Origin of the sequence: Dialister sp. (genome assembly GCF_036343215.1) — a bacterium.
GTDB lineage: Bacteria > Bacillota > Negativicutes > Veillonellales > Dialisteraceae > Dialister.
The window spans coordinates 1-13,311 of record NZ_JAZASU010000047.1; the positions used below are offsets into that span (position 1 = coordinate 1).

A 13,311-nucleotide genomic window follows, 5' to 3' on the forward strand; every position below is an offset into this window, starting at 1 on the left:
AATGGGCGTATGCTTCTCGTGAGACATAGTAAGGTGCCGGGGTGGCTGATTGGTCGGATATTTCCATGACCTTTCGGTTGAGGAGGACTTATTTCTTTTGTAAAAATAGAGTGAAAAAATTTCACCGCGCGGTAATTGGAGTTTCTGAAAATCATCTGCGTCCATCCCTCCGCCGGTTCGATCGATTGTGTACATCCAGGTGATGAGGGATTTCTTCAGGGGCCCTTTCATTCGCTCCACCGGTATAGTAGCAAAAAAGTGAATTTGTATCATTAGAAATTTGTTAAATTTTACAATTTCTGATGATTCAAGGCTAACTTGTTATCTTCGATGACTTTTGAATCGGGAATTGTCGGGAATATCAGGAGTCATTTCAGGGTTATCGGGAAGGAGGCGCCCTGGCGGGCGCAGTTTTTACGTGGGCCTTTGGCTCCCATCTGTGAGAAGAACCTTTTGTGTCAATTATGGTGATTTTGATTCTTCAGTTATCCTCTGACCTTTTTTATCTATTTATCTATATAAAGAGGCGGGCTTCATAAATTTGATGCCCGCCACCGCCCCGGGATTCCCGATACTCCCGGAACTAATTCCGACATACCCGAAACAAAAGCCTTTAAAACGGAAATTTCCTTTAAAACCTTTAACTTTTGAAAAGCTTCCAAGATTTCTCATAAATCCCGGAAACAGAATTGTATCCAAAAGATTAATTTATTTCTAATGATACAAATCGCGATTCCCGCTACTATACCTGTGGAATCGGAAAAAGCCCCGGAGAAAAAAGCCTGCAAGTGCACACCCGGAAAGGGACAGGAAACTCCGGAGCTGCCCTTCCAGCCGGCAATATACCAGCCCGCCCCGATCAGGCAGGCACATCTCTATTTTTTAATCGAAAGGAACTATCCAAATGAATCAGGAAACCCTCATTGCCCTCACCCCGGAGGCCGAAAACAAAAGCCTCCTTATTTACGAAAATGGAAATACCGCCATTCATGGCTGCAGCCCCATCAGTTACCTGCAGATGCTGGACTCCGAAATGGGCGCCGATATGCAGGACTCCAGAGAACGCTTCAACCAGTATCCGAACCTCGGAATCCGCCTGAGCGATGGAAAAATCTACCTCAAAATGAGATTCTCAAACGTCCCGCCCATCTACGGCTACGTACTCCTTGAAGCCATTGACAAAATCTTTGACGATGAAAACGATGAATGTATCCTCTATCTCACCGACGGCCAGACCCTTCCCACCCGCTGGCGCATCGGAACCGTATCCCTCCACATGAGACAGGCCCAGAAACTCCTGGGCGCACCGGAAACCCCGGAACAGGAAAAATAACAGAATACCCCCACAAAAGGCGGCATGTCCAAAGGCATGCCGCCTTTTTTATTTTGCCTATCCGCCCGAAATGCACAAAAAGAGCCATTGGAATCCAATGACTCTTTTTTGCATATCAGAATCTTATGCTCCAGTTTCCTGCATATTAATTTCTTTCAAAGTTCGACCATCTTTTGTTTTCCACATTTGAGGTCCGCTTACGCTATATCCGAGAACGAAGTCAGCCGCAGCCGATGAACTGGAAAACAGTAAATCTTCCGTTGTAACCAAATCTTTGACTTTTCCTTCATCAAATATTTTGGTTCTGAGTTTAATCAACCCCTTGGTCAGGGATTTCTCATAAGTATCCGGATTTACTTTTGCGCCTTTAAGGACAACAAAACCTTCTGAAGTTTCCATTCCATATGCATAGGCTGTAGTGGAAGAAATTTTTAAAAGTTTATCATCAGATTCCTCATTTTCGTTTTCTGATTCAGGAACCAGAACTGGCTCTAACACCTTATATCCGAGAGTATTAATCAATATACGTATATTATCGATAAATTCCTCCATGCTGGCTTTTTGAGACTCTTTCACCACTGTATTCTGGTATGTATTTTTTGTCAGCATGGTATACCGATTACAGGATTTTGCAATTTCAACCAGTCTATTTTCAAGATAGCGAATTAGGGCCTTATTCAAATCTCTACCGGTAAAAATAACCGCCGTTGTCCAATAATATTTTTCCTTTTCTGACTGATAGTCCCTGATATGCTGCAGCAGTCTTTCCTTCACATTTTCAGATTCACCAATATATACAGAATCCGGGCCATCATCGCCTTTGCAAAAAAGGAAATAGACACCTACCTGGGCAATATCTTCACGTCCGCAATTTGCGATTTCAATGCGGGGTATTTTGATAGCTTTCCCATTCCAGTTCGATAATTCTGCCGTAATGATACTTTCTGCTGATCCGTTTACCAGAAAAAGTTCGATTGATTTTCCGTATACCATATTAAAACTCCCAATTTGAACTCATCCATTTTTGCCTGATAACAGATATTATCTCTTACCATTCATTATATCATTTCAAAACGAATTTCCGATTTCTCTTTTATTTATAGCTTGATCTTATAGCCGATTAATGGCAAGATCAAAACGTAACTGGATCATGATTCATCGATATAAAACAACCAATGAATGAGGAAAAGATTATGTGTAAAGAGATTACCCCTTTTGTGAAATGGGCTGGCGGAAAAGGACAGTTGATCGATAAAATTGAAGAGAGATTTCCGACTGAATTTGGAAAATCAATAAACCGATACATCGAGCCTTTTGTCGGCGGAGGAGCATTACTGATCCACATTCTTTCGGACAAGCGTTATGAGAATGTGAAAGAAATCTACATCAACGATATCAATGTCAGGCTGATTAATACCTATCTGGCTATTAAAAAATCTGTGGATCCAGTATTGGAGTTATTGAAAACTTACCAGGACGAATATAATCAGTTATTCCCAACTAAAGAAGATCAGAAGGCATTCCGGACCCATTACTATTATACAAAACGTGATCTTTTTAATTCATATAAAGATGATCTCATTCACTCTCACATTGAGGCAGGAAAGCCTCATGTTGAATCGGCTGCACTTTTTACTTTCTTAAACCGGACTTGTTTCAACGGCTTATATCGGGTGAACAGCCAGGGGGATTATAATGTCCCCATGGGAAGATACGTTCATCCACGCATTTATGATGAAGCAAACTTAAGAGCTTTATCGCAGGCATTACAGCGAGTAACTATTTTAACTGGTCCCTATAAGAATCTTTCCAGCCTGATAAGTGAACATTCGCTGGTATACTGTGATCCTCCCTACCGGCCATTGACGGAAACAGCTTCCTTCACTTCTTATGCAAAATTCAGTTTCAACGATGAGGATCAAAAAGAGCTGGCGGAGTGGGCAACTAAAATGGCCGCCGAAAATAAAGGTTATTTTATCCTCAGCAATTCTGATCCGCACAACATTGATAAAAACGATAATTTCTTCGATGATATTTATAGAGATTTTACCATTGAACGGATTCTGGCAAAGCGCCGAATCAGCCGCGACAAATCAACCCGAAAAGATGTATATGAACTTTTAATTCACAATAAATAAAAGAAGACTGCTTCAAGCAGCCTTCTTTTTTATTTCCTAAATACAAATAAATGCTCATGGGCAAGCAACAGGAAATTGTACTGAACGCTCCGATTGACCCAGAAACCGGTCGCTTTACAATTATGCTGCTCTTTAACAATAGTTTCCTTTAATTTAAAGCCGGTATCCATGAAGATTTTCATAATTTCATAGGTTAAGGGGATTACATATCCTTTTCTTCTGATATCTCCCATCAGAATGGCACAAAAATGTCCCATTTTTAAAGTTCGCCAGCATTCTGATGCTACCTTCTTCATCTCTTCAACAAAAGGCTCTACATCGAGGTGAGACAAATCATTTTCGATATCTTCACTGTACTGAATAATATTGGCATAAGGCGGATGCGTACAAATAAAATCAATTGCCTCATCCGGTACGAAATCCAAATTCCTGGCATCTGCCTCTTTCAGGAGAATTTTTCCGATACCTTCATCGAAATCACATTTTTTACTGCACCGCTCCAATGCTGATGGATTTACATCACAGGCGACAATATTTCTTCCAAGAAGCTTTGCCTCCACCGGAGTCGTTCCACCTCCGCAGAACTGATCCATGACGATGTCCCCTTTTTCAGAATAGCGAAGCATCAAATTTCTGGGAATATAAGGCGACCAGTTTCCGCGGTATTTACCATCGTGAGTCGCCCAATTGCCCCGTTCCGGAAAATCCCACACATTTGTCGTCTGAAGCTCAAAGTTATCCGGTTCCCATTTCGTAATTTTCTTCGTCATATTCTCACCATCTCTACGGCATATCGATAGCATCAGATCAGCAAATCCAAACATTCAAAATAGAAACTTCCTGATAACAAGCGACAATTCAAATATCAGTTCTTTGTTAAGTTCACAACCCAGTCAATCCAAGGGCGGACAGTCTGTGCACGACGATGATATGTTTTCTCCGTGTTCAACTTCAAACTGGAAGATTTCATGATATCCACTATTTGAGAAATTTCAGGACGTCTACCCTGTTTAAGATATAATCGCAAAGTATCATTAAAGACTTTATGCTCCAGCATGCAGGCACACAATTCCAGCTGCCTCTGTTTTACGCTGGCATTAATCAGATTCTCCCCTCTTTGGGTTAATGTAAAAGCCAGAGTTCCATCCTCATTCGTAAACTTTTCGATCAATCCAAGATAGATAGCCGCATTCGAATAATAATCAGTCTGACGGCTTGTAAAGTCATAAGTAACCGTGATATCCGCTTTTGTTAAAGGCTTTTCATTCAGCAGTTCGCATAAATTGATAACCCTGGCAAATGTATCGGCCTGCGGAAATGGTACATCGTCCGGTTCCATAACGATTGAAACCATTTCCATTACACTTTCAATATCCTTCACTGAAATTGCCGCATCATCCAGTTGATAGTTTCTGGCTTTTACCAGTTTCAATGAATTGTAATTATCCGGATCGGTAAAAGCATATTCATGGAGCTGATACATGCCATTCGAATACGTCAAAAAGATCGGTCGAACCGGCTTTTTCATCCTTTGAGACCAGGTCCTGAACGGATAATACAACTGCCTCACCATGAAATCATTGGACAAATCCATCTTGGCTTCCATTAATGCCAATGAATTCACGCCCTCATAACCGGCATCAATTTCGATCTGGGAATTTTCAACCTGAACATGATGAGCAGCCTTACTGATCACATCATTGATAAGGAATGAAAAAGTCCCTGATCCCATTCGTCCAGATACAGTAGCAGAAACCTTTTCATCTTCCATGAAATCCTGCATCAGTCCGGTCGCCATAGCACAATTCAATGCCAGTGCTTCACTGGTAATCCCACCATAAGTCAAACTCTGGATGTAATCCGGGATAGATATTTTCGTCGGCTTTTCATTAATATCTTCCAGTTTGTGATACACATCAAAATGAGAAATTACATAATTCCCCCGGGTTACAGGAAGAATGGCCAAATTATACTGCTTGAACAGCTTAGGAAGATTCTCCTTATGATCAAACTTGACCATCAAGCGAGGTTCACGAAACTCCTTGATCTGATCAGCCGTAATACAAAACGTACCATCTTTATCTACCCGATTCAGAATGTCATACTTTGCAAACAGATTCTGCCAGGCTTCATCATTAAGTCCTACTGCTCTTTTCGCCATCTATTACCATCTCATTTCTCAAACAATCAATTCCGGGTATTTATTTTATTGTAACGAATACCCGAGAAATACTCCAGTTCTTGCCAACAATAAAGCGAAATGGCAAGAACGCTTCAATTAATAGGACTATCTACTTTAAATATCGTAACCAAAAACAAATTATGGGGATGATCTCAAAAAGCAGAAAAGAGTCACGACTTTACGGTCATGGCTCTTTTTGCATATCAAACCCCATATAATCCCTTTTTCAGAGGATATTTCTTCAGTTTCTCCGCCAGTCCTTCCCTGGCAATGAGTTCAATCCCATTGGCCCGGGCAAGTTCTTTGGCTTCCCGGGTATGGCAAGCATCAAACCAGGATGGCTATTTCATGCTTATGATCTGATAGTTCTTGTTATGGAATCTGACTTTTTCTCCTCTTGCATGATTGAGGAAGACTGTTGCGCTTTCGACGAGTTCGCCATTTGCCTTTTTACCCATAATGAATTTTTCACGCTGGTTGGTCGTGATATTGAGGGCGGTGACCACATCTCCCAAGCGGACGCGCCGTATCCCGTCATTTTTGAAAGGAATCGGGGCGGAATTCGGTTCCACCTTTTTCACCTCAGGCGGGGTAATCTGGACGATTTTATAGGTCATGCCGGACCATTGTACGATGTCATTCAGGCCATGTCCCAGGCAGGCTTTGGCGCTGTCTGTCAGCTGTCCATTCGGTCTTTTTACCATCTGATAGGGTATGTTCTGCCCGGATTTCAGATTCTGAAGGAGGATTAAATCTCCTAATTGTATGGCCCCCGTTTTTCCATTGCCTGCTGGCGGCGCTTTTACAGGATGTACTTCAAAGCTGCCTTCCCATACTTTTCCTTTGGCTGGATGCCCTGTTTTGGATTCAGTCTTTGATTCTCCATTGGCACCAGGGCTTTTCCGTACTGACCGTTTTGAAGGTTTTGGTTTTTCTTCTGATGGGCGTGATGGTTCAGGTGTCTGTATGCCGACAAAGAGGTCCGGTTCCCTGAAAGGCGGGGTTTTAGGGGAAGCTGCTGGGCTGGGGCGTTTTCTCCCGCCAGTGGAGGGTTTCTTTCTACCGGTGGAGGGATTTGCATTTCCCGCCGGATTTTCTTCTTTGGCTTCTGCCCATTCTTCGCGAAGTTTTTCGGCACGGTGTTTGACCCGTTCCAGGAGGCCGGTTTCGGCATTTATCTGTATTTCCGTTTCTTTCTGTTCCGGTTCGATGCCGTTACGGCCAAGTTCCCGTCTCAGTTTTTCGAGGGTCTTTTCTTTGTCCCGATAGTATTCTCCGCCGCGGATACGGATGAAGTTCCATCCCAGTCGTTCGAGGATGCACTGCCGTTCCATATCATTTTCAATCTGGCTTTCGCTGCTGTGATACCGTTCTCCATCGCATTCCAGTGCGATTTTTTTGTCTTTGTAAAATACGACCATATCGATCCGATAGGCGCCGACGGCGTATTGCTGCTGTATATTGTATCCGTTGGTCAGCAGGAAGGAGGCGACTTCTATTTCAAAGGGAGAATCTGCCAGTTCTTTGACTCTGTCCATTCTGCGGGTATGGTCTTTGTAGTTCTGGACATATTCCAGGAGTCCGTATTTCAGATCGTCTTTCTGGAGCTGTGTCATATCCAGGGAGTGGACAAGCCAGAGCTGGTCTTTCGCGCGGCTGACGGCTACATTATATCGTTTCTTTGCATCATCGGTGGTGACTTTACGGCTGGAGGTATCGTCATCGACCATACTGAGGAAAATGACGTCTCTTTCGTCACCCTGGAAGGAGGCTGCGTTTCCGCAGATGAATTCCCTTTCTTTCAATGTTTCCAGATTATTGAAATGCCTCATGACGATATTGGAAATAAGGGGCCCCTGGTCATCGCCAAGGAGGGAAATCACGCCGAAGGTTTTCCCTTTGTATTCGGGTTCTTCCCAGCATGCCAGAATCAGGGAGGCGATGGTTTCGGCTTCGATGTAGTTTGTCTTGTTTCTTCCTTCTCTTTCACCCTGTACGCGATAATTGACAACCGGCGGCAGGAGTTTGGAGGAGTTGGAATCACGAAGGGGCAGGATTTCGTCATGATAGAATTTTTCGTTACAATATCCGATGATTTCGGGTACGCAGCGGAAGTGTTCGCGGAGCATGATTGGCGTGAAGACGGTGCCTTCCAGTTCATAGAAGGAGGTCCTCCCGTCGAAAAGCTGCCAGTTGTTCAGGAATTCGGCGAGATTCTGTTTCAGTATATTCTGTACTTTTTCGATGTCTGTGCCGACGCTCATGGGGCTGACCTGTTTATCATCTCCGACTACAATGATTTTATCTGCCAATACGGTGATTGCCAAAGCTTCCAAAGAGGACTGGCTGGCTTCATCTACAATGGCAATATCAAAATGATTCCGCATGGGGTCGAAATTTTCAAGGACTCTTTTCACGGGGACAATCCAGGCGGGTACGGCTTTCTGGCCTTCCAGCATGCATTTCATGGCATCTTTTTCATATTTTTCCGCGTATTTCCCTGTGCCTTTGCCTCTCTTTTTCATAAGAGAGAGCCAGGATTGCAGGTTCGACTGGATTTGTTTCTTGCCCTGCAGTTTTTTCCAGAGGTACATCCAGGCCAGTCTGTTTGCCAGCTGTCCGGTTTTATCGCGGAGTTCGATGCTTCCCTGTTCGACTTTCTGCTGTCTTTCTTCTACGGATTCCGCAAAGATATCGTCCAGAATGTCGTTCAGCCGTTTTGTTTTCCAGGCAAGTTCCAGATTTTCCGGTGGTTCCGGATTTCCATGAATGCCTTCCCGGCCGCGAATGGCATCTGCCCAGGCCGGCGCATATTTTCCCAGTTCTTCAAGCAGTTCTTTCCGTTCTTCGTATTCCGGGATTTTATTGTACACGCCGATATATTTCTGATAGGCTTCTTCGTAAGCTGAACAGTCATGGTTATAAAGGGCTTTATTCAGTTCGCTGCCGAGGATGGATTTCGACAGGGCGCCGGTGCGGAATATTTCCCCGGCTTTGCGGATTTCCATGATGACCTGACGATTGTCCAGGTACAGTTCCGCCAGTCTGACGAGCGCCAGGAGTTTTGTATGGAGGAAAGTCAGGTAGGAGGGGAACCGGGTGCCAAAGTCTACCTGTCTTTCGATGTACTGCCGGTTGAATCCCGATTTCTCCAGAAGTGTCATCAGGTTTTCATGCCATTCTGTTTTCCAGTCCAGCGCATCCTGGATTCTCTTTTTCGTTTCATTCAAAACGACGGCTCTCTGGATTTCCGGGATACTTTCGAAGGGCATCATTTCTCCCGGGAAATTAGGGACGCACTGATTCCAGGTATATTGAAGCGCTTTCTGCTTTAAATCCCAGTCCAATGCAGCCTGTGCCATTTTGGCATCTTCTGCGCTCATCATTTCGTGGGAATCAATGGTGATCCCACTCAGGGCTGTGGCCGCATCGCCATGAGTCAGTTTAAAGAAGAATCCTATGCTCCCACTATAGGTAAATTCATAGAGAAGTGCCGAAAGTGCTTCACGAAGTTTGGCGGGGTGCATATGCAGATTGAATTTGACCTTTTCCCCCCTGGTCAGTGAACGATATTCTGTATCAACATCGATAAATACATCAATCTGTTTTGCAAAATCTTCCCAGAGGGCGGCACCGTTTTCTCCTATGGCTGCTGCCTGGATGACAGCACGCTGAAGCGGGGTGGGATTGCTTCCTTTTTCAAGAAGGTCTTTGACTTTTTCCAGCGCTTCTTTATCCGGGGAGGAAATAATATCCCAGTTGTCGGCATAAATCACATTTCTTTCTATGTCTTCGCGGTAGAAGGAAATATCGTTTTCTTTCAGCACGTCTGCCTGCCGCTTTGCTGACCGGATATGGTCTTCCGCATTTTTGAATGCTTCCGGCTTGATGAACTGCTTGAAAGGGGGAAGGCCGAGTTCCAATTCTGCTTCTTCATCGGGGGTAAAGAGTTTATTGCTCCGGTACAGTTTCCTGATTTCTTCTTCATCCAGCGGCAGGGAATCCAGGTCACCGATACTTCCGGGAATCTTGTCCAGTTCACTGCTGTTTTCATTGACGAATTTAGCCGCTTCAATGACGGAGCAGTCTTCCCCGGAATACACGATGCCTTTCGACTCCTGATTGCGGATCATGAAAATTTTCTTCCGTTCTTCATTCATGTCCTGAATCAGCTGTTTTCTCTGTCTTCTTAAGCCTTCGATCTGATTGGCCAGGTCGGCTGCGTTCAGCGTTCCGAGCTTGCTGAGTATGGATTTGATGGAGTATTGAAGTTCATCAAAATTATCCTGAAATACGGGTACGCAAAGGGGCTTGATATCGTCATCAAGCTTATCTTTCAGAACTGTCAGTGCTTTGACTTTTTCACTGGTAACCAGAATACTCTTGCCCTGGGCCAGGAAATGACCAATTAAATTGGCAATGGTATGGGTCTTACCAGTGCCCGGAGGTCCCTGCACTTCTACAGCATCGGTATGTTCAATTTTTCTTGCGATGAGGAGCTGTTCTTTATTGGCCGGTTTTGTCATGAAGATATCGGGATCTTCACCGCTGGTAGCCGCCAGTCTTTTTTCGATGGAATCGACACTTTCTTCCTCTCTCGTATCCGTCTCATGATTCTGCGGATGCATCAGTTCCACCAGATGGTGGGGAAGTTCGAAGTTCGGATCATTGATATCTGAGATTATTTTTTTGACAAAATCATCGAGTCCGGATTTCCTTTTGCGCACAATAAATACAGGTGAGTAGGAAATCTCGAAATCGTGGAAAGTATTTTTCGGCTCATCCGGTTCGACGTATTCAGCTTTTCTTGAAAGGAGATGGATTTCCTGTCTCAGGAATTCCCTCATCTTCACATGATCATAGGGGGAATCGGCACAGTTTTCCATATCCGCAGAGACCTGGGGAATGGAACCAATCGGAAGTCCTTCAAAAAAGCCGGACTCCATTTTGACTTCAGCGTCAGTATCGTAGAAGGAAATGATATTATTCTTAATATCATCATCGTCGATTTTGATACGTTTGGTAAAAACAGGATGATTGACGGGGTTGATGGTATTTCTTCTTACATCTTTAAAAAGCCCGAATGTAAAGAGAAGTTCCTGATCCTCCGGGTCCTGTCTGAACTGCCGGATGAGTTCATACATGGAAGTAAAAATTGTATCGATTTTAATCAGGGGCCGGCATTTCTCCAGCCACTGATTTCTCTGAATCACCCATTTCTGATAAGCAGTCTCTCTGGCCGGCGACTGTTCGAATCCTTCCCCGTAATAGTCCTTATTTGTAAAATGAGGAACATCCTTCCGGTAGGGATCATCCCAATATCCGGGCAGCCAGCCTTTCAGGATGGGGTCAAAGGGTGGGCAAGAGGGAATTTCCGGCTTCTTGACAGATAAAATACGATTGGTTTCCACGCATCCTTCATATCTGATGTATTCTTCATCCGGATCCAGCGCCATCAGTTCGGATAAGACAAAGCACTGGGCATAGGAGCGGAAATTCTTGATTACTTCCTTATTGATGCTGTGTATCTGCTGAATCGTTCTGAAAAGGAGCTCTACTCGTTTTCTATCACTCGGGCTATTCATCAAGACCTCCCATTATTATCCACTGCCTGATTTTGAGCCTCTGATTTTCTGCAATATGGCTCAAGTTGGACGAAATATTCCCAAAATCGTCCGAATAGTTATAAATATCAATTTTATTATACCAAAAAATATACAGATATATATGTGTAAATCATAAATTGAGAATTCTTATTCATTTCCTTAACTCTTTTGTTAGTTTCATGTATTGAAGACACTGTGCAATTTCAAATAAAGGTATAAAAAAGACGCGGCTTCCTGATTTGTGCCGCGCCACCGCCCCGATTCCCCAGTCCCGAGTCCCGAACAACTCAAGGTTTCGAAGACGGCTATTCAATCAAGGTCTCATGACCTTCAGCCCCTGATGCGAGTCTCGGAACTCGGAACTCCCATGCGAGTCATGATGGTAGTCTGACAACTGGCAACTTCTATGAAACCCAATCTAAAAAGGCGCAGCTTCTCAATTTGTGCCGCGCCACCGCCCCGGATTCCGGGCCCCGGTTCCCGTTATACTGTAACGGAAAGCTGGAAATCGCCTCTTTCATTCAAGTCGAAAGCGAAGGCTCTGATGTAAGTCAGGGAGCTTTTATGATTTTCCTCATTTTGGACTTGTACCTGTAGAACGACCCCTCAGTCTGCTTTGCAGACAGCTCCCCAAGCCCGGGGAGCCTTGAACGATTCGACTTGTACGGAATTTTCGAACCCGCCTGTGCACATCCCCATATATCATTCGTGCCGCATCAGCGGCACACCGCCCCGAGTCCCGTTTCCCGAGTCCCGAACGATGACAAGCCACGAAGACAGCTGATTTTCCAAAGTCTCGAAGAATCCGGTTCACAATATAAAAAGGCGCGGCTTCCTGATTTGTGCCGCGCCACCGCCCCGATTCCCGGTTCCCGTTATACCGTAATGAAAAGCAGGATATCGCCTCTCTCATTCAAGTCGAAATCGGAAGGCCCTGATGGAAATCTGGCAGCCGGCAGCTTTCATGGTCCCTATTTCCCGCATATAATATAGTCAGTTATTGTTGAAGGGATGTGCGTTTCATGACTTGTTATTTCTTTGATACGGAGAATCCCGGGGGACATGGTTTTATCCGGCTGCTGCGGAGGTCGGATCCGCAGGATGAGTTTTATCTTTTCTGTACGGAGCGTACGCCCCGGATGCTCTGGACTGGGGCGGAGCCGGAGGATGTGGAGTCGATCTGCAGGCGGGGAGGCCGGATTCATGTGCAGGATTGTGACCCCGGGCAGCCGGGGATGTCGGGGCTTGATTTCCAGATTTCTGTAGAGCTGGGCCTGGTGGCGGCCAGACATCCGAAGGATCAGTTTGTCATCGTGTCCGGGGATCAGGGTTTCGATGTGTGTGTGAGCTATCTCACGGGAAAGGGATTTTCTGTTTCAAGGGTGGATTCGAGGGAGCTGCCGGCGGACGCAGCGGGAGATCCTGATTTCGGCCCCTGGGAGCCTACGGAAAAGGAGCAGTCGGAAATAGGCCGGATCCGGGAGGAACTGGTCTCTGCCGGTCTCTCACCGGAGCATGCGGAGTATATTTTCAGGGCTTATAATTTGAAGGATCCGTCAATCCCGGTACAGGAAGTGCTTTTCAGGCTGATCGGGACCCACGAGACGACGGAGTTTATGAGGAAGATTCCAAGGAATGTGCGAAAGTCTTTCCGAATCATATGAAAATGGGGTATGAAAAAACTCGCAGGGAATTTCTCTGCGGGTTTTCTGCCTTGAAGGCGGAAGGGGAATCTTCGCGTGGCCCCCGGCAGTGTGCTTTGCTTTTTCTTCATTTTCGACCTGGACGTGTCGTGCAGAGGAAATATCAATCATCCCATCCACAGCCTGCTGACTGTCCTATCCAGGAAAGGTTCTCCATCAGCGGCCTTTGGCCGCGGGCATCTCTTGCCCTTTCAGTCTGTTTCGCAGCCAGGGGCTGTACAATAATTACACAATATGTGGAAATACCGGAAGTGATAAAGTTATCAGTTATCAGTTCATAGTAATCAGTGCAGGAGGCCCGCATCAAACTGGATGGCGGGCCATTTTTATACACAATTCTCCTGGAGAA

At 45.0% G+C, this 13,311-nt stretch carries 8 protein-coding genes; 3 read left to right on the forward strand and 5 right to left on the reverse strand.

Going from position 1 to position 13,311, the window contains the following annotated elements:
• Positions 1 to 904: 904 nt before the first annotated feature.
• Positions 905 to 1,333 (forward strand): hypothetical protein, encoded by a 429-nt coding sequence (locus VZT47_RS07085; RefSeq protein ID WP_330224271.1) that lies wholly within the window; start codon positions 905 to 907, stop codon positions 1,331 to 1,333.
• A 123-nt stretch (positions 1,334 to 1,456) separates the two neighbouring features.
• Here the strand turns inward: VZT47_RS07085 and VZT47_RS07090 are convergent, their stop codons facing one another.
• On the reverse strand, positions 1,457 to 2,326 hold the full coding sequence (locus tag VZT47_RS07090) for a GIY-YIG nuclease family protein (RefSeq protein ID WP_330224272.1): 870 nt from the start codon (positions 2,324 to 2,326) through the stop codon (positions 1,457 to 1,459).
• Between the two features lie 200 nt (positions 2,327 to 2,526).
• On the opposite strand from VZT47_RS07090, the gene VZT47_RS07095 reads away from it, so the two are divergent.
• A complete protein-coding gene (locus VZT47_RS07095; protein ID WP_330224273.1) occupies positions 2,527 to 3,471 on the forward strand; it encodes a DNA adenine methylase in 945 nt (314 codons plus the stop codon).
• A 29-nt stretch (positions 3,472 to 3,500) separates the two neighbouring features.
• On the opposite strand, the gene VZT47_RS07100 is transcribed toward VZT47_RS07095, so the two are convergent.
• The 3 genes from VZT47_RS07100 to VZT47_RS07110 form a co-directional block, all read right to left on the reverse strand.
• Positions 3,501 to 4,295: a TRM11 family SAM-dependent methyltransferase gene (locus VZT47_RS07100; protein WP_330224274.1), complete on the reverse strand. Its 795-nt coding sequence runs from the start codon at positions 4,293 to 4,295 to the stop codon at positions 3,501 to 3,503.
• Positions 4,296 to 4,336: 41 nt separating this feature from the next.
• Positions 4,337 to 5,632, reverse strand: a complete 1,296-nt coding sequence (locus VZT47_RS07105; RefSeq protein ID WP_330224275.1) for a type II restriction enzyme — start codon at positions 5,630 to 5,632, stop codon at positions 4,337 to 4,339.
• 362 nt (positions 5,633 to 5,994) lie between these two features.
• Positions 5,995 to 11,238 (reverse strand): AAA domain-containing protein, encoded by a 5,244-nt coding sequence (locus tag VZT47_RS07110; protein ID WP_330224276.1) that lies wholly within the window; start codon positions 11,236 to 11,238, stop codon positions 5,995 to 5,997.
• A gap of 1,043 nt (positions 11,239 to 12,281) precedes the next feature.
• Between VZT47_RS07110 and VZT47_RS07115 the strand changes: the two genes are divergently transcribed.
• Complete coding sequence (locus VZT47_RS07115) at positions 12,282 to 12,923, forward strand: PIN domain-containing protein (RefSeq protein ID WP_330224277.1); 642 nt, start codon at positions 12,282 to 12,284, stop codon at positions 12,921 to 12,923.
• Between the two features lie 142 nt (positions 12,924 to 13,065).
• Here VZT47_RS07115 and VZT47_RS07120 read toward each other — a convergent pair.
• Positions 13,066 to 13,311, reverse strand: a 246-nt coding sequence (locus tag VZT47_RS07120; RefSeq protein ID WP_330224278.1) for a hypothetical protein, incomplete at its 5' end; no start/stop codon positions are given.

Excerpts from the sequence above, each read along its gene's own strand:
- VZT47_RS07085 (WP_330224271.1), top strand. The coding sequence starts at position 905 with ATGAATCAGGAAACCCTCATTGCCCTCACCCCGGAGGCCGAAAACAAA.
- VZT47_RS07090 (WP_330224272.1), bottom strand. The coding sequence starts at position 2,326 with ATGGTATACGGAAAATCAATCGAACTTTTTCTGGTAAACGGATCAGCA.
- VZT47_RS07095 (WP_330224273.1), top strand. The coding sequence starts at position 2,527 with ATGTGTAAAGAGATTACCCCTTTTGTGAAATGGGCTGGCGGAAAAGGA.
- VZT47_RS07100 (WP_330224274.1), bottom strand. The coding sequence starts at position 4,295 with ATGTTTGGATTTGCTGATCTGATGCTATCGATATGCCGTAGAGATGGT.
- VZT47_RS07105 (WP_330224275.1), bottom strand. The coding sequence starts at position 5,632 with ATGGCGAAAAGAGCAGTAGGACTTAATGATGAAGCCTGGCAGAATCTG.
- VZT47_RS07110 (WP_330224276.1), bottom strand. The coding sequence starts at position 11,238 with ATGAATAGCCCGAGTGATAGAAAACGAGTAGAGCTCCTTTTCAGAACG.
- VZT47_RS07115 (WP_330224277.1), top strand. The coding sequence starts at position 12,282 with ATGACTTGTTATTTCTTTGATACGGAGAATCCCGGGGGACATGGTTTT.